This window comes from Paenibacillus sp. YAE3, assembly GCF_057546105.1.
Window position 1 is genome coordinate 278,740 of sequence record NZ_BAAIYF010000003.1, and the last position, 21,999, is coordinate 300,738.

The 21,999-nt window shown below is 54.6% G+C and carries 21 protein-coding genes; 10 read left to right on the forward strand and 11 right to left on the reverse strand.

From position 1 onward, the window contains the following. Positions 1-17: 17 nt before the first annotated feature. The 3 genes from AC27KL_RS07285 to AC27KL_RS07295 all read right to left on the reverse strand — a co-directional run bounded on the left by AC27KL_RS07285 (position 18) and on the right by AC27KL_RS07295 (position 2,563). On the reverse strand, positions 18-818 hold the full coding sequence (locus tag AC27KL_RS07285) for an ABC transporter permease (RefSeq protein ID WP_339321458.1): 801 nt from the start codon (positions 816-818) through the stop codon (positions 18-20). Then, positions 815-1,591 (reverse strand): ABC transporter permease, encoded by a 777-nt coding sequence (locus AC27KL_RS07290; protein ID WP_487169299.1) that lies wholly within the window; start codon positions 1,589-1,591, stop codon positions 815-817. The genes AC27KL_RS07285 and AC27KL_RS07290 overlap by 4 nt, the downstream gene beginning before the upstream one ends. Before the next feature lie 144 nt (positions 1,592-1,735). Then, positions 1,736-2,563, reverse strand: a complete 828-nt coding sequence (locus tag AC27KL_RS07295; protein ID WP_487169300.1) for a hypothetical protein — start codon at positions 2,561-2,563, stop codon at positions 1,736-1,738. Between the two features lie 331 nt (positions 2,564-2,894). On the opposite strand from AC27KL_RS07295, the gene rhaD reads away from it, so the two are divergent. The 5 genes from rhaD (at position 2,895) to AC27KL_RS07320 (ending at position 9,186) form a co-directional block, all read left to right on the forward strand. Beyond that, entirely contained in the window at positions 2,895-3,743 is an 849-nt protein-coding gene (gene rhaD / locus AC27KL_RS07300; RefSeq protein ID WP_487169301.1) for a rhamnulose-1-phosphate aldolase, read from the forward strand. Positions 3,744-4,050: 307 nt separating this feature from the next. Continuing rightward, positions 4,051-5,310, forward strand: a complete 1,260-nt coding sequence (locus AC27KL_RS07305) for an MFS transporter (RefSeq protein WP_487169302.1) — start codon at positions 4,051-4,053, stop codon at positions 5,308-5,310. A 182-nt stretch (positions 5,311-5,492) separates the two neighbouring features. Next, the gene (locus AC27KL_RS07310; protein WP_487169303.1) at positions 5,493-6,917 is read left to right on the forward strand and encodes an NAD-dependent succinate-semialdehyde dehydrogenase; all 1,425 of its coding nucleotides are present in this window, start codon (positions 5,493-5,495) and stop codon (positions 6,915-6,917) included. 159 nt (positions 6,918-7,076) lie between these two features. Next, complete coding sequence (locus AC27KL_RS07315) at positions 7,077-8,519, forward strand: sensor histidine kinase (RefSeq protein ID WP_487169304.1); 1,443 nt, start codon at positions 7,077-7,079, stop codon at positions 8,517-8,519. Then, positions 8,491-9,186 (forward strand): response regulator transcription factor, encoded by a 696-nt coding sequence (locus AC27KL_RS07320; protein WP_487169305.1) that lies wholly within the window; start codon positions 8,491-8,493, stop codon positions 9,184-9,186. The genes AC27KL_RS07315 and AC27KL_RS07320 overlap by 29 nt, the downstream gene beginning before the upstream one ends. A gap of 86 nt (positions 9,187-9,272) precedes the next feature. Here AC27KL_RS07320 and AC27KL_RS07325 read toward each other — a convergent pair whose 3' ends face one another. The 4 genes from AC27KL_RS07325 to AC27KL_RS07340 all read right to left on the reverse strand — a co-directional run bounded on the left by AC27KL_RS07325 (position 9,273) and on the right by AC27KL_RS07340 (position 12,961). Further along, complete coding sequence (locus AC27KL_RS07325; protein WP_487169306.1) at positions 9,273-10,397, reverse strand: peptidylprolyl isomerase; 1,125 nt, start codon at positions 10,395-10,397, stop codon at positions 9,273-9,275. 187 nt (positions 10,398-10,584) lie between these two features. Next, complete coding sequence (spoVAD, locus tag AC27KL_RS07330; protein ID WP_212950861.1) at positions 10,585-11,595, reverse strand: stage V sporulation protein AD; 1,011 nt, start codon at positions 11,593-11,595, stop codon at positions 10,585-10,587. A gap of 7 nt (positions 11,596-11,602) precedes the next feature. Then, positions 11,603-12,085 carry a stage V sporulation protein AC gene (gene spoVAC, locus AC27KL_RS07335; protein ID WP_339321448.1) on the reverse strand — a complete coding sequence of 161 codons (483 nt, stop codon included), beginning with the start codon at positions 12,083-12,085 and terminating at the stop codon, positions 11,603-11,605. Between the two features lie 15 nt (positions 12,086-12,100). Further along, a complete protein-coding gene (locus tag AC27KL_RS07340; protein WP_339321447.1) occupies positions 12,101-12,961 on the reverse strand; it encodes a DUF421 domain-containing protein in 861 nt (286 codons plus the stop codon). A gap of 127 nt (positions 12,962-13,088) precedes the next feature. Between AC27KL_RS07340 and AC27KL_RS07345 the strand changes: the two genes are divergently transcribed. From AC27KL_RS07345 to AC27KL_RS07355, 3 genes are all read left to right on the forward strand, one after another. Continuing rightward, positions 13,089-13,295: a DUF1657 domain-containing protein gene (locus AC27KL_RS07345; protein WP_036711707.1), complete on the forward strand. Its 207-nt coding sequence runs from the start codon at positions 13,089-13,091 to the stop codon at positions 13,293-13,295. Between the two features lie 180 nt (positions 13,296-13,475). After that, on the forward strand, positions 13,476-14,144 hold the full coding sequence (locus AC27KL_RS07350) for a phosphatase PAP2 family protein (RefSeq protein WP_487169307.1): 669 nt from the start codon (positions 13,476-13,478) through the stop codon (positions 14,142-14,144). Between the two features lie 76 nt (positions 14,145-14,220). Then, positions 14,221-15,297 carry an AI-2E family transporter gene (locus tag AC27KL_RS07355; RefSeq protein ID WP_339321445.1) on the forward strand — a complete coding sequence of 359 codons (1,077 nt, stop codon included), beginning with the start codon at positions 14,221-14,223 and terminating at the stop codon, positions 15,295-15,297. Between the two features lie 54 nt (positions 15,298-15,351). On the opposite strand, the gene AC27KL_RS07360 is transcribed toward AC27KL_RS07355, so the two are convergent. After that, positions 15,352-15,852: a hypothetical protein gene (locus AC27KL_RS07360; protein ID WP_339321444.1), complete on the reverse strand. Its 501-nt coding sequence runs from the start codon at positions 15,850-15,852 to the stop codon at positions 15,352-15,354. A gap of 230 nt (positions 15,853-16,082) precedes the next feature. Between AC27KL_RS07360 and AC27KL_RS07365 the strand changes: the two genes are divergently transcribed. Then, a complete protein-coding gene (locus AC27KL_RS07365; RefSeq protein WP_339321443.1) occupies positions 16,083-17,132 on the forward strand; it encodes an aromatic acid exporter family protein in 1,050 nt (349 codons plus the stop codon). 83 nt (positions 17,133-17,215) lie between these two features. On the opposite strand, the gene AC27KL_RS07370 is transcribed toward AC27KL_RS07365, so the two are convergent. The 3 genes from AC27KL_RS07370 to AC27KL_RS07380 are packed head-to-tail and all read right to left on the reverse strand — an operon-like array spanning position 17,216 to position 19,976. Then, entirely contained in the window at positions 17,216-18,319 is a 1,104-nt protein-coding gene (locus tag AC27KL_RS07370) for a sensor histidine kinase (RefSeq protein WP_487169308.1), read from the reverse strand. Further along, the gene (locus tag AC27KL_RS07375) at positions 18,312-19,010 is read right to left on the reverse strand and encodes a response regulator transcription factor (protein WP_339321441.1); all 699 of its coding nucleotides are present in this window, start codon (positions 19,008-19,010) and stop codon (positions 18,312-18,314) included. Before AC27KL_RS07375 ends, AC27KL_RS07370 begins: the two co-directional genes overlap by 8 nt. A gap of 30 nt (positions 19,011-19,040) precedes the next feature. After that, a complete protein-coding gene (locus tag AC27KL_RS07380) occupies positions 19,041-19,976 on the reverse strand; it encodes a D-alanyl-D-alanine carboxypeptidase family protein (protein ID WP_487169309.1) in 936 nt (311 codons plus the stop codon). Positions 19,977-20,184: 208 nt separating this feature from the next. Between AC27KL_RS07380 and AC27KL_RS07385 the strand changes: the two genes are divergently transcribed. After that, positions 20,185-21,987, forward strand: a complete 1,803-nt coding sequence (locus AC27KL_RS07385) for an adenine deaminase (protein WP_487169310.1) — start codon at positions 20,185-20,187, stop codon at positions 21,985-21,987. Positions 21,988-21,999 lie beyond the last annotated feature (12 nt).

The window sequence follows — 21,999 nt, forward strand, 5'->3', positions numbered from 1 at the left end:
ATCAGATCTCCTTTTCCTTAGCTTCCCGTGCTTTGATAACGCGAAAGCCCGAATTTCCAAAATGTAAGCGCAAGTCCCAGTACGCAGGCGGCAAGCAGCGCGACGGCCAGAATGAGCCAAGGGCCGTATTCTCCCCGCAAAATGAACAGGGAGGGGACATAATTGACAAAACCGACGGGAATGGCGACAAGCAGGAAGGAGCGGAGCCAGGACGGGTACAACACCAGCGGGTAACGGGCGGCCGTTTGCGAAGCGTCTTCCGTCAGCGTCTGCAGCTCGTTGATCCGCGTCATCCAAAAACCGACCGCGGCGGTCGCCAGACCGATCGCGAACAGGATCACGGCACCGGTGACGATCGCAAGAAGGGTATACGGCACGGCCGTCCATGTGATCTGCCCCGCTGACATCAACCCGTGCAGCGACCAATACAACACGGCGCTTCCTTGGAGCAATTCGGCGGGCATCAGCCGGACGTTTTGGCTCATCAAAGCAAGCAGGACCGGCATCGGCCGGGTCAGCAGCTGGTCAAGCTCGCCGGTCGTCAAATACCTTTCCAGGTGGTGCACGTCGCTGGCAAAGGTGCGATACAGCGTTTTGGACAACGTCATGACGGCAAATAGGTAACCGACTTCATGGAGCGACCATCCCTTGACGGCCCCGAATTTGTTCAAAATGATGGCGATCATCAGAAATTCCGCGATTTGGATGAGGGCGGCAAGGAGGGTGCCGAGCACGAAGTTCATCCTGTACTGCATCCGGCTTTGGATGCTCGAACGGATTAACACGGCATAAAGGTCGAGCCAATGCTTCATCTTCATCCTCCCTGCACCTCGACTTTCCGCCTGACCGCAGCGGTGACGAGCAGACAAAGCAGCGTAAGGAGCATGCACCAAGCAACTGAACCGAGCAGGATACCCGGTTGTTCATAACCCATGTAGATGCGCGTCGGAACGTACAGCAGATACGGATAAGGCGACAACCAGCCGACCGTCTGCAGCCAAGACGGCAGCCATTCGACCGGGATCAGAAACCCGGCGAGCAAATTGATGAGCGCGTGGTTGACCCAGTACAACCAGCTTGATTCGGTGGTCCACAGCGACGTCGCCCCGATCATGTAGTTGATGCAGATCGACATATAACCCGCAGCCGCGAGGGCGACGGCCGCAAACAGGAGCGTGTCCGGCCGGGTCGGCAGGGACAGCTTGAACGCGAGCATATACAGCAGATAGATCGGGACGGATTTATAGACGAACTGATACGCGATCTGTCCCCATTCCCTGCACATGCACATGACAAACAAATGGACAGGCCGCATTAAATCGAGGGAGATTTGGCCTGTCCTGACCGCTTGCGGTATGCCGAGCCCGTTGCTCACGAAGCCGGACACCCACAGCGATGCCTGATTAAAAGCAATGTAGCCGACCATGCCGTGCACGCCGTATTCGCCAAGCGAGTGGTCCTGTCCGATCCCGATCCAGATGCAGGCGTACAGATAGCCGAAGAGAGCGCTTGCGACATTGTGCAGCATGTGCGCCCCGCGGTAGTGCAAATTGCGGGCATACGCTTTTGAAGCCAAAGTGAAATAGAGCATTGAACACCTCCGATAAGTTTTGTGGCGACGAAAACCGTCAACTTCAGTCAAGGCGTAACGAGTGAGAAGGACTCCATCATACCAAAATCTGGTGGACGGCGCAATCACCATTTTCGAAAGGCGTTCAATTGCTTTGCAAGGCAGTTATGACACGGAGGCGAGCTGCGTTTTTGCGTTTTGCAGGATGCCGCCGATTTGATTTTCCAGCGATAGAATCCTCTGCTTCCGTTCCTGGATTTGGCGGAGCTGGGAGACAAGGGTGTTCAGCGCGTTATACACTTGTTTGCCGTTCCCGCCTTTAACGGCTTGGGTTACGTTTCTCCACAGCGGGCTTACGTTTTTGTTCAGGCTGCTGGCCGTGCTTTTTTCGGCCTTGATCCGGATGCGGAGCGGGTCGGCCTGCGCCATGATGCCGCGGATTTTCTTCTGTGCGGCGGTTCGCTTCGTTTTGGCGGCGCTGAGCGCCTGCTCCTTGTTTTTGATGTCCGCTTTGGCGATTTGGACCGCGACTTTCATCGTGTCGGCCTGGGCTTTCAGCGCGGAGGACAGCTGCTTGTTTTTGAGCTTGTTTGCGGTTTTGATCTGCTGGTTGATCGAGGTGTACATCGAAAACAAAGGTTTGTATTTGTCCTTTGCCTGTTTGGCCGCGGCTTCCAGTTTGGCGATTTTGTCCGCGTCGATCATTTTGACCTGCTTGGTCAGGCCGGACTTGGTTTCTTCGTTTTTGTAATGCTGGGCGTTGATGTTAAGGTCGCTTTGGCGCAGCTGTTCCTGCACATCGGTAAACATGCGGTACAGCGAAGAAAGCTGGCTGCGAAGGGCGCCGTCCGAGGCCGTGGCGCGGTCCACCGCCTGCTGCTGGGTTGGGGACCACTGCATGGAGGCCGCCGCTTCGGCCATCCGGGAGTCGTATAACGACAAGGCGATCATCAGGGACAGAAAAATAGCGGCGATTTTTTTGACGGGATTCATGGACATTCTCCTTTGCGATAAAAATGGGATGAGCGGCGAAGACAAAAAAGAGGCCAAAAGACGCAAAAAGCACCCGCAAAAAAGGCATGGAGCCTTTCCTTACGAGTGCTTCGCGTAAGCCGATCATCGAATAAAATTGATATTACTATAAAACATATTCCTAAATATGTAAACAGCAAAACATACGTGCGCAAAGTTTATTCTACTCAGACAAAAAAGTACAAAAACAAAAACAAAACAACATTTATATTTTTGTTTATGTTGACTTGGCGGATTCCCGGGAGTACGATGAAGGTGAAAAATACAGATCAGATCAAAGGAGAGGCTTACCGTGAGCACGACAATCATTGCTTCGGACCGGCATCATGTTTCAAAAACCGCGATCCCTGCAGTCCGCGAAATGGCAGAGATGGCTTACCATATGTGGACGCTCGGTTGGGACGAACGGAACGGCGGGAATATCAGCCGCATATTGGAAGAAGAAGAGGTTGCCTCTTACCTCCACCTTGGCGAAGTCGGGCGGAAGATCGCTTTATCGTTTCCGGTTCCCGAGCTTGCAGGCAAAATATTCCTCGTGACCGGCTCCGGCAAATATTTCAGGAACATCGTTTCCGATCCGGCGGGGAGCCTCGGCATCATCCGCGTAACGGCAGACGGGGAGCACGCCGAAGTATTGTGGGGATTCGAAGGGAATGCTTTGCCGACAAGCGAACTGGCCGCGCATTTTATGAGCCATATCGAACGTTTGCGGGCGGACCCCGAACACCGGGTCGTCATGCATTCCCATGCCACGCATGTCATTGCGATGACCTTTGTTCACGACTTGGATGAGAAAAAGTTCACAAAGACGCTTTGGCAAATGTGCACCGAATGCATCGTCGTGTTCCCGGAAGGAGTGGGCGTATTGCCGTGGATGGTTCCGGGAGGAGCGGATATCGGGCGGAAAACCGCAGATCAAATGAAAAAGAAAAAAGCGGTGGTGTGGCCGCATCACGGCATTTTCGGCAGCGGATCAACGATGGATGAAGCCTTCGGGTTGATCGAAACGGTGGAAAAGGCGGCGCAGGTGTACATGCTGACGGCAGCCCACGGAATCAAACAGTCGATAACCGACCGGGAGCTGTCCGAGCTGGCCGTGAAATTCGGCGTGATTCCAGCGGCCGGAATTCTCGAGGCATAGAACGGTTTTGAACCGATGCAACCCATGATGCGCCGTCAGAACAAGGCTGCTCAAGTCCGGGGGGCTTTGTTTGCGATGTTCGCGAGGGAGCTTTTGTTCATGAGCCGCGACCTTACAATATATCGCTTTCGGCAAGGGATTTCCACGTGAATTTCCACAAATATTTTTGTGATCATAAGGCCGTTTGCCCATATTGACTCGTGACCCTTTGCGAGTAGAATGATGATCAAAGACAAGAAAAAGAAGGCATCCGCCCCATATTTGAAATCCGGAACCAACATACGGGAGCTCCGAAGGAGAGTACATCATGATTTCATTAAGAACGAGACGGCAGTACGCGCGCAAAAAATCGATTCAGCGCAAAAACCTCAGGATTGCCACGATGGAAGGCGTGCCCGCGGTGATGTTCCAGACGCTGCTCGGGGGACAATTCCTGACGGGTTATCTGCTGTATCTCGGAGCCGACTCCAGTCAGCTGGGCTTCGTGCTGGCGATTACGACGTTCGTCAATATTGCCCAGCTGTTCGCCGCATTTTTGATCCAGCGGCTGCACAGCCGCAAGTGGACGCTTGTCCTGTTCGTGGCCATACACCGGATTTTGTGGGGCAGCACGGGACTGATTCCGTTTTTGTTTCCCAAACCGCTATGGGTCACCGCCTTTATCATTTTGTATACGCTTGCTTTTACGTTTAACACCGTCGGGGGGATTTTGTGGAACTCGCTGATCAGCGATATCGTTCCCGCGCGTGTCCGCGGGCGGTATTTCGGCATCCGCAACACGATGCTGAACGCCTTGGGGACGCTGGTCATGTACGGCGGGGGGATGCTTCTGGACCATGAACCCGGGGGCACGGGCTACCTCATCCTGTACGTGGTCGTCTGGATTTGCATCGCCGCCAACATTGCGATGTTTTTCTTGTATCCCGATATGCCGTTCGAGCATTCTTCGGAGCGCCGCTTCGTTCCGATGCTGAAAAAGCCGCTGAAGGACGGCGCGTTTATGAAGGCGACCCTTTTTTTGGGAAGCTTTCTGTTTTTGCAAAACCTGGTCGTGCCGCTGTATTCCTTCGTCATGCTCCAACTGCTCCATGTCAACCATCAAACGCTGTCGCTGCTTAACGTCGCCCAGACCGTGTTCATGATGGGAAGCTTTTACGTTTGGGGCAGCCTGAACACCCGCTACAGCAACAGGCGCCTCCTCTTTTGGACGCTGCCGGTCATCGCCCTTTCGTGTTTGATGTGGGGGTTGTTGTCCGTGCTGCCGATGCTGCCGGTCCTGTTTGCCGCCCATATCGTCTTTGGCATCGGGGTCGGGGGCTTTAACCAGCTGGCCTTCAATTTCATGATCGGCGACACGCCGAAAAGCGAACGTCCGATGTACATGGCGATGTATGCGGCGATTACGGGGGTGGCGGCCTTTTTCGGGCCTCTACTCGGCGGCAACGCCTCTGAGGCGATCCGGCATTGGCCGAGTTGGACGCAGGTGTACGGTATGCAGCTGATCGTGGGGCTGTCCATGCTTGCCGTGATATTCACCTTCGGGAGAAAAATATTGGGCAGAAGCTAAACGTCATCCGCCGCTTTCGCGTGCGGGGACAAGAAGCCATCCTTTCCGGCGGGAACGGGTGGCTTTTGGCATTTCATGCCATATGCTCCTGCCGACATTGACGGCACGGCCTATAAAAAGGGTATATTTATAGGTATGAGGGGGATCCATATCAGCCTTCGCAGGAAAGGGGAGACTTACGGATGTATATCCAGAACATGTATATTAATGGCGAGTGGAAAAGCTGCCGGGAGGAGCTGGAGGTTCGGAACCCGGCGACGCTTGAAGTGATCGGCTCGATTCCGAGAGGCGGCGCGGACGAGGCGCGCCAAGCGGCGGACGCGGCTTATGCGGCGCTGCCCTCCTGGTCCGCCTTGACGGCAAACGAACGGGCCGGATTGCTGATGAAATGGCATGCGCTGATCGAAGCGCACACGCAGGAGCTGGCCGAAATCATGACGGCGGAGCAGGGCAAGCCGCTCAAGGAAGCGGCCGGAGAAATCGGGTACGCGAACAGCTTCGTTTCCTGGTACGCCGAAGAAGGCAAACGGGTATACGGGCAGACGATCCCGGCTTCTTCCCCGAACAAAAGAATATGGGTGCACAAGCAGCCGGTAGGCGTCATCGCGGCGATTACCCCGTGGAATTTCCCGGCGTCGATGATCACGCGCAAGGTCGCTCCGGCGCTGGCCGCCGGATGCACGGTCGTGCTCAAACCGTCGGAGGAAACGCCGTTTACGGCCTTGAAGCTGGCCCAGTTGGCCGAACGGGCGGGCATTCCCGCGGGCGTATTCAATGTCGTGACCGGGGATGCGGCTCCGATCGCCGAAGCATGGCAACGGGACGAACGGGTCCGCAAAATTTCGTTCACGGGATCAACGGCGGTCGGGAAAATGCTGATGCGCGGCGCGGCCGACACGGTCAAAAAAATATCGCTCGAGCTGGGCGGCCACGCACCGTTTATCGTGACGGCGCAGGCCGATCTGGATCAAGCGGTCGAGGGGCTGATCGCCTCCAAATTCCGCAACGGCGGACAAACCTGCGTATGCACGAACCGGGTTTACGCGGAGGAATCGATCGCCGACGAATTCGCGAAAAGGGCGGCGCAGCGCGCATCCCGGCTCAAGGTCGGAAACGGCATGGAGGAAGGCGTGGACATCGGTCCGCTGATCAATGCCAAAGCCGTCGAAAAGGTGAAGCGCCAGATCGAAGACGCCAAAGCCAAAGGCGGCACGATTCTGACGGGCGGGGATGCACCGGAGGGTGCCAAAGGTTATTTCATGAACCCTACGGTCCTGATGAACGCTACCGACGCGATGGAATGCATGAACGAGGAGACGTTCGGCCCGCTCGCGCCGATTACGACCTTCCGCACGCTGGAGGAGGCCGTCGAGCGCGCCAACCGCAGTCCGTACGGGCTTGCGGCATACGTATTCACGGGAAACATCAAAGAAGCGCTGTATGCCGCGGAAGCGCTGGAATACGGCATCGTCGGGGTCAACGACCCGCTTCCATCCACGGCGCAAGCCCCGTTCGGGGGCTTCAAGCAGAGCGGGCTGGGACGCGAGGGCAGCCATTTCGGCATCGAGGAATATTTGGAGATCAAATATATTTCTTTGGGACTATAACCGGCAGCATGTTTTTTGGAAAAACGGGCGGCTTCATGGATTCTACACATTTATAGCCTATACTGGACTCTGGACTCGCGATAAAATCCGGCTGCCGAAAATCCGCGAAGGGCTTGCGGGTGCAGCCGATGGAACGCCTAGAGGGAGCGAACGATGCCAATGAAAAGATGGAACCGGATCGACGTCAAGCTTGGCGCCGTCATGCTGGGCATGTTCGTCGCCGTGCTGCTGCTGCTTGGCGTCGTGATGGGCGGATTGTTTACCAAGTTCACGACGAAACAAAGCCATCACGAAGCGGAAGAGCTTGCGGCTCACGTCGTGCACATGCTGCAAAAGCAATCGGTTGCCGCCAACGATCTGATCGGCACGATGGCCGAATTTTCGAACGTGGACATTTTTTTGCTGCGGGCGGACGGCACGTTTTCCAAGCGGGATGCCGAGTTGATTCGGCAGAGGCAATATCCGGACGGGATTTGGGACCGCCCGAATTTGCTGGCTTCCCGTCAGGTGGAAACGGAATTTTCCGCGAACGGCAAATGGCTGCTGCTGCACGGCAAACCGATGACGGACGAAAACGGCAGGTTCATCGGAGGCGTGTACGTCATCAGCTCGCTGGAGGCGATGAAGCATTCGATCCGCTCGATCCGGACGATGATTGCCCTGACCGGAGCGGGCGCGTTCCTCGTCACGCTGGGCCTTGTGTTCATGCTGTCCAGGAAGCTGTCGCGTCCCCTGCTGCAGATCGAAAGGGCGGCGCGGCGCATTGCCAGGGGAGAGCTTGAAACCCGGCTGCCGGTCACGAGGAAAGACGAGATCGGGTCGCTGATCGGGGCCATCAACGATTTGGCCGGAGAACTCCAGCGGTACAGGGATACGAGAAACGAGTTTTTTGCGAACATCTCCCATGAGCTGCGGACGCCGATTACGTACCTTGAGGGGTATGCCGACGTGCTTTCGAAGGGACTCGTTCATGGCGAAGAGGAACAGAGAAAAACGCTCGACATCATCGCCCAAGAAGCGCGCCGCCTGATGGTTCTGATCCGCGAGCTGTTCGATCTGGCGAAACTGGAAGAAGGCCGGATCGACCTTTGTCCCGAATGGGTGGAGGTCAACGGGTTGCTGGACAAAAGCGCGCTGAAGGTAAAGCTTCGGGCGGAAAGCAAGGGCATCGGCATTCATGTCCGTCATCCGCGGAAGGAGCAATATGTCTGGGCCGACGGCAACCGCATGGAGCAAATATTGATCAATCTGCTGGATAATGCCGTCTCCTTTACGACGAAAGGCGAGATTGTGCTCAGCGCCGCAAACGAAGGGAACCGGATCAGGATCGAAGTCAGCGATACCGGACCCGGCATTCCCGCGGAGGAGCTGCCCTACATTTTCGAGCGTTTTTACAGGGTCGAAAAGTCGCGTTCCCGGCAGCACGGCGGGAGCGGCCTCGGCCTTTCCATCGTGAAAAAACTGGCGGAGCTTCAGGGAGGAACGGTCGAGGTTCGCAGCACGCCTGGAACGGGAACCTCGTTCATCCTCACGTTCCCGGCCGGGGACGCCGCTGAAGGGAAAGGAAACGGAAATGGGAAAAGACCGGGTTTTGATCGTTGATGACGAATGGAACATGCGCAATCTCCTGCGCATTTATTTGGAGCAGGCGGGGTTCGGCGTCAGGGAAGCGGCAAGCGGGAGCGAAGCGCTGGACCTGCTGCGGGCCGGCGCATTCGATGCCGTCGTGCTGGACGTCATGATGCCCGACATGGACGGGTGGCAGGTATGCGAGGAGCTGCGGGGGTTTTCCATGGCGCCGGTGCTGATGCTGAGCGCGCGTTCCGATACGAAGGACATCGTGAAGGGGCTGAAAATCGGCGCGGACGATTATTTGCCGAAGCCGTTTCAGCCGGAAGAATTGACGGAACGGCTTCGCGCCTTGATCCGCAGATCGAGGCAGGCCCGGCTCCAGGCCGGGCATGTCCGAAAGCTGGAAATGCCGGGGTTGACCATCTACCCGGAAGGGCGGGAGGTGCTCGTTGGGCATATGCCGCTGGATTTGACGCAAAAGGAATTCGACATTTTGCTGCTGCTGGCGGAAAACGAACATCGCGTCTACTCGCGGGACATGCTGATCGAAAACGTGTGGGGCAACGATTATGCAGGGGATTACCGGGTTGTGGACACCCATGTCAAAAACATCCGCGAAAAGGTCCAGCGCGCCGGACTTTCCTATACGCCGATCCAGACGGTCTGGGGAGTCGGATACCGGTGGCATAGAGGCTGACGCGAGCCGTATGGCAAAATCCCGAAATGCTTATCCTGAACGCAAAAAAGGATACGCCGCCTGGCGTATCCTTTTTGATGTACCGATTATTTGCTTTCTTCTTTATTGGAAGCTTCCGCTTTTTCCAGGCTGTTCGTAATTTTCGCTTTGGCTTTGATGTCGGCGAGCCAAGTCGGAGCTTTTTGCATGAGCTGCTGGAAGATCAGCTGCTCCTTGATGTCCGCTTTTTTCTCGTCGAGCGTCGCCGCATGGGCTGCTTTATAACCTGTTCTCTTGATGATATGGTAACCGAAGTCGGTCTTGACCACGCCGCTCAGTTCGCCGTCCTTCAGCTTAAACGCCGTATCTTCGAACTCCTTGGCCATTTTGCCGCGAGGGAAGTACCCGAGATCGCCGCCTTGATCCTTGGAGCCCGGATCCGTCGATTTTTCCTTGGCCAGCTTCGCGAAATCCGCGCCGTTTTTCAGCTGCTTCAGGATGTCTTCGGCTTCTTCCTTGGTGGCTACGAGGATATGAGATGCTTTGACCTCTTCAGGCGTGTCGTAGGAAGCTTTGTTTTCTTCGAAATATTTTTTCACGTCTTCGTCGGTGACTTTGACTTCCGGCTCCAGCAGCTTGCGCAGCTTGGCCTGCATTTCCATTTGATCGTTGAAGTCCTCTTCGGACATGCCGCTTTGCATCAACGCCGATTGGAACGTTTCTTCGTCGCCGTATTGTTTTTTGATGAACTCTTTTTCTTTATCGATATCGGCTTGAGCAACCTTGAGGCCTTTTTTGGAAAGCTCCTGGTTCAGAAGCGTTTCCGAGATCAGGTTGTCCAGCGTCTGCGTGCCGCCGACTTTGACCAATGCGCCGTAAAGCTTGTCTTTCGTAATTTTTTCGCCGTTGACCGTTGCGACCGCTTCGCTGCTGCCGCCTTTGGCGAACGGCGGTTTGATCAGCACGACGACCAGCACGATCGCCAGCACCAGGGAAACGACCATCCACAATTTGTTGCCCGAGGCAGGAGCCGGCGTCGGCGGTACGGAACCCGCTTTAGGCGTTTTGGCTGCATGGGCGGAGGCCGGAGCGTCCTTCTCTGTCTTTGCCGGAGCCGGCTTTTCCGCGGCAGGCTTGTCCGAAGACAGCGCGTCCTGCCCTTGGTTTACCCCCGATTGTTCTTCAGGTGTGAGGTTTTCTTCATTCAATGTGTCTTTTTCTTTTTCCGACATTAAATCTAACTCCTCCTTTGATATAACAATAACACTTATGCGTATCACTTTACCAGATTCGGGAGCATTTATCCTTAAGAAGAAATAAATTGTGAACAAAAAATTTTAATGAGGTTTTAAGAAACGGCAAAAAAACATGGCCGTTTTCCGCCATTAGCAGCAAAAACAGCCATGTTTGCCATCCGATTTATTTTTCCCGTTCGATGGACACCGCGTGGGCGATGCACGGGATCGATTCGTTCTGCTGATAAGACAGCGGGGACAGAAGGGCCCCGGTAGCGACGACCAAAATCCGGTTCAGTTCGCCGCGGCGCATCCGGTTCAGCAAATGGCCGTAAGTGACGACCGCCGAGCATGCGCAGCCGCTCGCCCCGGCTTGCACGTTTTGGGTTTTGTAATCGTAGATCATCATGCCGCAATCCGAGTACGTCGTCTGCTCCATCGGGATGTTATGTTTTTTGAACAAATCGCAGGCGATTTCATATCCGACCTTCGACAGGTCCCCGGTAACGATAAGGTCGTAATAACCGGGTTCGATCTGAAGATCGCGGAAATGGGCTTCGATCGTGTCGACCGCGGCCGGCGCCATGGCGGCTCCCATGTTAAACGGATCCGTCATGCCCATGTCGACGACGCGTCCGATCGTAGCCGACGTGACGTACGGCCCGTTCCCTTCCCGCCCTAGCACGGCGGCGCCGGCGCCGGTAACGGTAAATTGGGCCGTCGGCGGTTTTTGCGACCCGTATTCGGTCGGATACCTGAACTGCTTTTCGACGCTTGCGTTATGGCTGCAGGTGGCGGCAAGCGTATGTTTCGCCCCGCCGGAGTTGACGACGTAAGCGGCGAGCGCCAGACTTTCCATCGACGTGGAGCAGGCGCCGAACAGCCCGAAATACGGAATCGCCAGCGTTCGGGCGGCAAAGCTGCTCGAAATGATCTGGTTCATCAGGTCGCCGCCGAAATGGAACTGGATTTGCCCTTCGGTCAATCCGGCATGCTGGATCGCCATTTTGGCCGCTTCCTCAAGGAAGGCCTTTTCGGCTTTCTCCCAGCTGTCCTGCCCGAGATACAGCTCGCTGTGGACGATATCGAAGTCCTCGGCGAGCGGGCCTTGTCCTTCAAAGGGCCCGACGGACGTCGCGGCGGAAAGGATGGAAGGCTTATTGTCAAAAACCCAGCTTTGATGGCCTTTCAGCATGTTCGGTTCAACCTCCTACGATGTTGGGATCAAAGATGATGTGGGCGATGCCGACGGCAAATGCCGCTACCGTGCCGAACACGATCACGGGCCCGGCAACCTTGAAAATGCTCCCGCCTATGCCCAGCACGATTCCGTCCCGGCGGTATTCGATGGCGGCCGAGGCCATCGCATTGGCAAAGCCGGTCACCGGCACAGCCGTGCCCGCCCCGGCCCATTGGGCGATTTTATCGTATACGCCGAGGCTTGTCAGAATGACCGAGATCAGAACCAGCACGCCGACGGTCGGGCTGCCGGCTTCCTTGATGCTGAAACCGCCGAAATGAACGAACAGCTGCTGGATGATTTGTCCCAAAAGGCAGATGAGGCCGCCAACCAGGAAAGCTCTGCATAATTTAATGAAAGCAAATTTGCTCGGCTCGCGTTTTTTGGCCAGGGCTTGATATTCCTGCATGACAGGGGTGAGCTTTTTTTTCTTTTTGCTGACCATGATCTTTTTGTCCTCCTAACGCGTTAATAACGGCTTGACGTCGGAGATGACCTGTTCAAGCTGGTTTGAGCATTGCTCATACAGCGTTTTGGCCTCCGCCCGGTCCGTGGATAATCCGAACATTTCAAGATCCGCTTGGCATTTTTTCAGATTCGCGTACAGCGATGCTTTTTGCTGCGGCTGGGGAACTTTGACCTGATCGTCGAACAAATCGACGTACAGCTGACCGTAGGCATCCACTTGTCCGATAAACACGTTGTCGAGCGAAACCCCGAGTTTTTCAAGCTCCGTATGAAGCCAGCTCCGGTTGAGCCCCCGCGTCGCGAGGGGTTCGTCCATCACCTTGCCGTCGAGAATGACGGTTTGCGGCTCGGATTCGGGCCCGACCTTAATGCCCAGATGCGTCGGCGTAAGCGGCTGGTTTTCCTTTTTGAGGAGAACGTTGATTTCACCGTTGGGTTCCATGAGGGCAAACTCGACTTCTGCCGCTTTGAAGGCATTTTTGGTCCGGAGCAGCTGCATCAGCTCCTCATTGGACAGCCGCTCTTTTTTGAGATTGTCCTCCATGATTTTGCCGTCTTTGATCAGGACGGTGCTTTTGCTGTCGATGAAATCCCGCGCCTTTTTGCTCTTGAGCTGCAAAAATTCGATGCCTAACGATACGAGCACCCAAACGGTCAATGAGATGACTCCCAAATACCAGGCTTCCTTGACGTTAAGCGAGATTGCCGCCGCCAGATCCCCGATCGTAATCCCCGTAATGTATTCGAAGAAGGAGAGCTGGGAAATCTGCCTCTTGCCGAGCAGCTTGGTTAAACCAAACAATACGATGATCGATGCCAGGGTGCGGACAATGACCTCGACCCATTCCGGCATAACATAACCCCCATTTCAGTCTGAATAACCAAATTATTTGCATCGTTCCTTCATTTTATGAATTTTTTCAATCCATGCAGGTTAGATTATGATTCGTACTTTTGCATTCGAAGGAGGTGTGACCGAGATGACAGTAGCTTCCCAGGTTAAAACGACTCTCGCTTCTCTGAAGAGCGCCCAAGCCAGCTTGGAGACGTTTGCGCTCAGCACGCAAAACCAAGAGGCCAAAAACCTGTTCACCGCTGCCGCGCAGCAAACCCAGCAAATCGTGCAGCAGGTGGAAAGCAGAGTTCAGCAGCTTGAAAACGAAGAACCGCAATACAAAGGATTCTAATCCTTTCCATCCAAAGGGTCTTGTTACATACCGGACTCGACCCCGAAACGAAGCAGCGGCCGATGGCCGTTGCTTCGTTGCATTTTAAGGGACGCTTGCGCGTGACAAAAGCATAGGGTTTGTGGATAATAATGAAGGGCTGCAGAAGCCTGATCCAAAAGACGGGAGGAAATTCGAAATATGACATTAAGGCGCGAACGGCTGCGAAAGTTGATTACCGCCGCGTTTATTTTTGCCGTTTTGTTTTTGATCGTGGCCGTTTTGATTGAGACCGGTCATATCGCATGGTTCGACGATGCCGTCATCCGGACCGTGCAGGGGTTGGAGAACGACGGACTGACGCGCGTCATGAAATGGTTTACTTTTTTAGGGTCCTCGCTGATGGCGGTCATCCTTTCCGTCTTGGCATTCTTTTTCCTGATGGTCGTCCTGAAGCACCGGCGCGAGCTGCTGATGTTTTTGACGGCGGTAGGCGGTTCCGAGCTATGGAACCTGCTTCTGAAGTATGCCATTCAACGGGACAGACCCAATACGCACCGGTTGATCGAGATTACGGGCTACAGTTTTCCGAGCGGCCATTCGATGGGAGCCTTTTCGCTGTACGGCGCGTTTGCATTTTTGGTGTGGAGGCACATCCCTTTTCTTGCTGGAAGAATCGCCATGATTGCGGCCGGGGTTGCGTTAACGCTCCTGATCGGCATCAGCCGGATCTATTTGGGGGTTCATTACCCGAGCGACGTGCTTGGAGGATATTTGGCGAGCGCGGCATGGCTGATGGTTTCGATTCTGTTGTTCGAAAAATATTGGAGGCATTCAGGAAACTTGCATGGAAAGCCGGGCCTCGCGTAATATGGAAGCATAGAGAACTTTGCAAGCCAAACATGGAGAGAAACTTTAAAGATAAAAGGAGAATGATTGCAAAGCAATGACGTCGATGAAAGAAGTGCTGCAGCTTCCTGCCGTAAAAAGAGGCGTGGTGCTCATCCTGCTCATCCTGTTCATGTACCTGTTCAGAAGCATGATGAACCTGATCCTGATCACCTTCATTCTTACATACCTCGTGAACCGGGTGCATTCTTCCGTGACCCGGCGTTACACGAACCGGATGGGGATCAGCAAAAAAATCGCGCTCATTCTGATCTACGTGCTGTTTGTGGCCGCATTGTCGATCGGGGCTTACATGTATGCGCCCAAGCTGATCGCGGAGCTCAACGGCTTGATCAACCAGGTCATTTATTTTTACAGCAATCCGTTGGTGCTGACGAACAATGAAGTCATGAATTATATTTTGGATTATATCCACAAAATCGATGTTGCGGCCTACATCAAACAGGGGTTTGACATCGTATCGAGCACCATTTCCAACGTAGGAAAGTTCAGCTTGAATTTGGCGCTTGCCATCATCATGAGCTTGTTTTTCATGCTTGAAAAGGAGAAAGTGACAAGTTTCACGGGAAAATTCAGAACAAGCAAATTATCCTATGTATACGACGAGCTGGCCTACTTCGGAAAAAAATTCACGGATTCGTTCGGCAAAGTGATCGAAGTCCAATTTTTGATATCGGTCATCAACGCGGTCTTTTCGACGTTGTTTTTATGGATCATGGGTTTTCCGAATTTGTTTGCGCTCGGGATCATGATCTTCCTGCTCGGACTCATTCCGGTCATGGGCGTGATCGTTTCGCTTATTCCGCTCTGCGCCATCGCCTTCAGCATCGGAGGGCTTCCGAAGGTCATTTACGTCTTGCTGATGGTGGCCGTTCTGCACGCGTTCGAAGCTTACGTCATGAACCCGAAGTTCATGTCCGACAAGACGCATCTTCCGATTTTTTACACGTTTGCGGTGCTGATCGTTTCCGAGCATTTCTTCGGGGTGTGGGGGCTGATCCTCGGTGTGCCGGTGTTCATGTTCCTGCTCGATCTGCTGGATGTGCCGGTCAACAACCACCTCAGGGAACCGCGAAAAACCCGGCAGAAGACGGACGCGAAAAAAAGGGGATAGCAAAACAAAAAATCCTAACGAAGTCCGTTAGGATTTTATTGTGCCGCAAAAAAGTCAAATCGCGGAGTGGGCGGCCGGCAACCGGCGTTCCTGGCTCGGATGGTACTGATGCTGCGTGAAGCGTTTCAGCATGCCCGGAAGCTTTTTCTTCAGCTGCTCCGCCTGCTGGCTCGTCATTTTGCCGTCTTTTACCGCCTTATCGATTTTGGCGCTTTGCACGGCGGCGAGCTTCTGCACGAACACTTCGGCATCCCAGTTCTTTTTCTCTTTGGCGATTTGCTGGAGCGTTTTGCCTTGCTTCCATTCCTTTTTCAAATCGGTTTCGGTCATATCCAGCAGGGTGGCTGCGTCCTTGAACAATACGAATTTGCGGCCGTGGTGCCCGTTGCGTCTGTGATGCTCCCCATCGCGTTTTTCGGTTTCCGTCCCGGGTTTCACCTCGGAGGGCGTTGTCTGCGCCTGGTCCGCCGCCGCTGTATGCCCGAAGGACAAAGCCCCTCCGGCCAAAATGCAGGAAAGGGCTCCTGCCAATATCGTTTTCCTGAACGGGTTCATCTTGTCACCTCTTTGATGTTATGGTCATTCTTTCATAAGACTCTACTTATTATGGGCCTTTTTGGAAAAAACATACTTTCTTTTTTGGAGGCAATGACCGAGGAAACGGGCTGCATCATAACCAAAAACATCGGGTAACATTTCGTATAGAGGAAAAATGAAACAGAGACCGGTTTTTTATCGTATAAATCATTCAAATTGCGGATTCAAAATGAGGAGGAGATGAAGCCGTGACATTCGGAGCGCGAATGTTAAAGACGGGAATCGCCGTCACGCTCGCATTATACATCAGCATGTGGCTGCATTTATCCTCGCCGGTCATCGCGGCTGTAGCAGCCATTTTTGCGATGCAGCCGTCCATTTACCGTTCCTGGCGTTATTTTTTGGACCAGCTCCAGACCAATACGCTGGGCGCTGTGTTGGCTCTAATTGCGGGGCTGGTGTTTTCGAACGAACCGATCGCGGTCGGACTGGTATGCATTATCGTCATCATGATTTGTTTGAAGCTCAAAATGGGGGATACGATCGGTTTGACCCTCGTCACGGTCATCGTCGTCATGGAAGCTTCCGGCCAGTGGCAATTTGCTTTGACGCGTTTTTCCCTTAGTTTGATCGGGATCGTGTCGGCGTTTTTGATCAACATCCTGCTGTTCCCGCCGAAGCCGAAAGTGCAGTTTACCGCCCAGATCCAAACGACCTTCGACCAGATGTCGCTTCTGATGCGCACGGCGATTTCCGACGAGATCAAGGAAAACATTTTCCGCGACAAAAAGCGGGCGCTCGAAGATTCCATCAAATCGTTGACGGATAAATACAAGCTGCTCGAAGAAGAGCAGAAGAAGATGAAACGGGCTTCGTTCAGCCAAAACCGCCATCTGGTGGTGTACAAGCAAATGCTGAATGCGCTGCGGAAAGGGCGGGAAGTGCTTGATGCGGTGGAGGAGCATTATTTTCAATCGGAACGTTCGGAGGAAACCGATGTTTTGTTCGATACGCAGCTTGAAAAGCTGATCAAACTCCATGAGCACGTGCTGCTGAAATTCGAGGATAATTTGAAGCCGAACAGCGTGGAGGCTAGCCTGCTGCTTCAGGAAAGCGAGGAGTTCGTCAAGGAAGTTCTGAAGTATTCCGCCGAGCAGCCGGAAAGCCGGCTGCGCCTGTCGATCGTCGCGTCGACGATGTACGATTACGGGTATCAATTGGAGCGTCTGAACCGTCTCGTGGAGCATTACCATAAATCGGACGATGAAGCGTTGTGGTTGTCATGGCTGAAAAAATAAGACGAATGCGACCTATAGGAAAGAGGCTGTCTAACGGGGAAAAAATTCCCCGAGACAAGCCTCTTTTTCAATGAAACGGCCGTTTACCCGGATTGAATCGGGAGCCGGGCGATAAATTCGGTCTGCTGCGGATTGCTGACGGCGATGATGCTGCCTTCATGCAGCTCGATGATGCTTTTGACGATGGCCAGTCCGAGGCCCGCGCCGCCCGTATCCAGCGAACGGGATTTTTCCACGCGGTAAAACCGGTCGAAAATGTACGGCAGATCCATCGAAGGGATCGGTGCGCCGAAGTTGACGATTCGCACGACGGCCAGATCGTTTTCCTTCGCGGCGTGAATTTCGATTCTTTTGCCGTCTTTGCCGTAGCGGATCGCATTGGTGATCAGGTTCTCGAAGGCCTGCATCAACTTGTCGCCGTCGCCGTGGACGATCAGCTTCTCCTGCGGCGGATACCATTCGATCTCCATCTTATGGTTCCGAACCTGCAGCGTAAATTCGGCCGTCAATTGCCCAACCAGCTGCACCAGGTCGATGGAGGTGCGGTTGAGCGGAATTTGGCCGAAGCCCATGCGGGTATAATCGAACAGGTCGTTGACGAGCCGGTTCATGCGCTTCGATTTTTCATACGCGATATTGACGTAATAACGAAGCTCGACCTCGTCTTTGTATTTATCCTCCTCGATGAGCCGCAAATAACCGATGATCGACGTCAGCGGCGTCCGCAAATCATGGGAAACGTTGGTGATCAGCTCGTTTTTCGCCTGCGTCGCCATCCGCTCCTCCTGAAGGGAGAGCTGCAGCTGCTTTGCCATCGCGTTGATCTGGTCCGCAAGCAAGCCGATCTCGTCCTTGGAGCGCACCGGGATGCGCTCGCCCAGATCACCGTCGGCCATTTTTTTCACCCCGCGGATGATGCGGGTGAACTTCCGCGTGGTTCCCCAGCTTAGCAGCATGACGTAAAAGATAAAAAGAAAAAGGACTATAACCGACTGCCAAAGCGAAAAGCCGACGTACTTGTTCAAGCCGATGATCCGAATCACGATCGGGTACAGCTGATGAAAATAGCGGTGGTATACGGCGTCCAGTACCTCTACGAGCACAAAAAGCGTGGCAAACGTCAGACCAAGGCTGAAAAAGAACAGCAGGATGATCTTCCACTGCAGTTTATTAAAGAAACTATGCATCGATTTTATAACCTACTCCCCACACGGTTTGAATCAGCTTGTAGCCGAGCTCCTTCTCCAGCTTGTCCCGCAGATTGCTGATATGAACCATGACCGTATTGTTGGATACATAATATTTTTCTTTCCAGACCCGCTGGAAAATTTCCTCTGCGCTGAACACCCGCCCCGGATGCGAAGCAAGCAGGCTCAAAATGTCGAATTCCCTTCCGGTCAGCTGGATGTCGTTGCCGTCGGCGATGACGCGGTGCGTGCTGCGGTTGATTTCGACGTCCTGGATGCGTAGGACGGCGTCATCCTGGCTGCGCGTGTCCGTGTTGTATTGAAAGGTGCGGCGCAGGAGGGTTTTGACCCGAACGGTCAATTCCAGCGGATTAAAGGGCTTGATCATATAATCGTCGGCCCCGGTCATGAGGCCGAGAATTTTGTCCATGTCCTCCGTTTTGGCGCTGAGCATCAGGATCGGGATGACGGAGGCGGTGTCCCGTACCTGCCGGCAAACCTCCAGTCCGTTCATTTTCGGCATCATGACGTCGAGGATGACCAGATCGAACGGCTCGTTCGGATCGTTCAGCAGTTTCAGCGCTTCCTCGCCGTCATGGGCGCAGCGGATGTTAAACCCTTCGTTTTTCAAATAAATAGAGATCAAATTCGCGATTTCTTTGTCGTCGTCCACGACCAATATATTCCTCATTCCATGATCCTCCAAGTCAACAATTCACGATTATTCTGCTGATGCAAACCATCTCCCGACCACGGGAATGCCGCCGCCCTCAAAGGCATAATTGAACATTTTGGCGGCGTCCTCAAACCGTTTTCCGGCATCGGGCGCTCCCATGACGACGGCGACGAACCGCTTTCCGTCCCGCTCGGCCGTTCCCGTAAAGCAGTAGCCGGCCCTTTGGGTATACCCCGTTTTAAAGCCGTCGTTGCCGCCGTAAGCAAAAGCCTCGCCCGGAAGCATGGCGTTGGTCGTATGCAGCGTCATGCGTTTCTCGGGAATATGCAGCTCCGTTTTGGCGGTGACGTCCAAAATCTCCGGATAAGTCCGGATCAGGTAACGCGTCAGGATGGCCAAATCCTTGGCCGTCATCATCGTTTCCCGTTCCGAAGCCGCCGATTTGAACGGGCGCAAATCCTGCGAAGATAACCCTGTCGCGTTGCCGAACACGGTTTGCCCCGATAATCCGATCTCCCGGGCCGTTTCGTTCATGAGCTTCACGAATTCCTGCTCGCTTCCGCTGATATGCTCCGCGAGGGCAATGGCCGCGTCGTTGGCGGAATGGATGGCCATCGCCTCGAACATCGTCCGTAGCGGAAGCGATTCCCCGGGCTTAAGTCCGACCTCCGCCCCGGTCACGTTGGCGGCATACCGGCTGGCCGTGACGGTTTCGTTCCAGGAATGGCGCCCTTCCTTGACGTTTTTCAGCACCAGCAGTTCCGTCATCATTTTCGACATGCTTGCAGGCGGCAGCGCCGCCGATGCGTTATGTTCATAATATACCTTTCCGGTCTTCACATCCATAAGCACGGACGCGGATGCGTCGATTTTGAACGTAGGAAACCGAATGGATGACGCCGAAGCGGCCAGCGCCGCCAAAAACAGCAGCGACAGCGCAAGCACGTGTTTTTTCTTTTTTCTCTTACGAATAACCTTCATTTTCACTCTACCCCGCTTAACTATGTATTTCACAAATTTATTATTTCCATCTTATCCGCGACAGTTTAAGCACCGGCTAAGAAAATCTTAAGAATTTTAAAGAATTGATTTTTGCTTCCGGGCGGATGTATGATGATGAGAATTGGTCGTTACGATGGATTGAGGTTTGGTTAAAGAGAAATGGAGGGTTTACTTTGAAAAAGACAGCATGGGGAAGACGCCCTTTCGCGGATGCGTGCCGGAGCTGGTGGCCGCCGCCCGCGGCGATCTGAAAGCGACTTTGGTCATTCAAAACGTTCGTTTGGTGAACGTCGTATCGGGCGAGATCCTTCCGGGCATGTCGATCGCGGCAAGAGGCGCCCGCATCGTATACGTAGGCCGGGACGTCAGCCACACGATCGGCGAAGAAACGAAGGTCATCGACGGCGGAGGCAGATATGCGGCGCCGGGTTTGCTTGACGGCCACTGCCATATCGAAAGCACGCAAATGACGGCGACGGAGTTTGCCCGGGCGGTGCTGCCGCTTGGCACGACCGGCGGTTTTTTCGATGCCCATGAAATTTCCAACGTGCTGGGACTGGACGGGCTACGGTTTATGCTGGAGGAAGCGAGATCCACTCCGCTTGCGGCGTATATGCAGGTCGCGTCCTGCGTTCCTTCGACGCATCCGGGCCTCGAAACGACGGGGGCTTTCATCGGGCCGGAAGAGGTTGCCGAAGCGCTGGGCTGGGGGGACGACATGATCGGCCTCGGCGAAGTGATGAATTTCCCGGGCGTCGTGTACGGCGACGATAAGATGATCGGGGAGATCCAGGCGACACTGGCCGCGGGAAAATTCGCCGACGGGCATTTCACATGGAAATCGGACGATTGGCGTCTGCCGGTATACGCGGCCAGCGGGGTGAACGGCGACCACGAATGCGTGACCGCCGAAGACGTCATCGAACGCGTCCGGCTCGGCATGTACGCGAAAATGCGCCAAGGGTCGGCTTGGCATGACGTGGCCGCAACGATCAAAGCGCATACCGAAGGCGGTTTGGACACGCGGCGGATGATCCTGGTTACCGATGACCGCAGCTCCGAGTCGCTGATGAACGAAGGTCACATGAACTTCGTCGTCCGGCATGCGATATCGCAGGGCGTCAAACCCGTGACGGCTTTCCAAATGGCCACGATCAACACGGCCGAAAGATTCGGTTTGTCACGGGACATCGGGGCGATCATTCCGGGAGCCTATGCCGACATTATCCTGCTGGACGGGAATTTGGCGGACGTCAACGTGACGATGACGATTGCCGCGGGGCAGGTCGTGGCGGAGAACGGCCGGATGACCGCGGAGTGGGAACGCTATAAGCTTCCCGCGACGGCATTTCATACCGTCAAGCTGAACCGGACGCTGACGGCAAGCGATTTTGCCATTGCGGCGCCTGTCGCCGACGGAATAGCCGTGGCCCGGGCGATCGAAGTCGTCGAAAACCATGTGGACACCCTGGAACGGCATGTAAAGATGAACGTGAAAAACGGAAAGGCGCTGCCCGACCCGAAAGACGACCTGTGCAAGATGGCGGTGTTTGAACGCCATGGCAAAGGCGGCGGGCACGCGCTGGGCATCGTGAAAGGCATCGGGTTCGTGAAGCCGGCAGCGATTGCGATGACGGTCGCCCATGACAGCCATAACTTGACGGTCATCGGCAATGACGACGAGTTGATGGCGCGCGCAGGCAACCGGGTCGCGGAAATGCAGGGCGGCGTGGTCATGTGGACCGAAGAAGGCGTAACGGAGTTTCCGCTAACGGTAGGGGGCATTATGTCGGACAAGCCGTTCGAAACGGTAGCCCGCGAGTCCGAGGCGATCAGCCAAGCGCTCCTTCAGGCGGGGTGCCCGCTGAACAATGCGTTTATGACCTTGTCTTTGCTGGCGCTGGTGGTCATCCCGGAAATTCGCTTGTCGGATAAAGGCTTGGTACGAATTTCGGCGGAAGGCATCGATATCGTGCCTTTGTTCCTGTAACCGCTGAAAGCG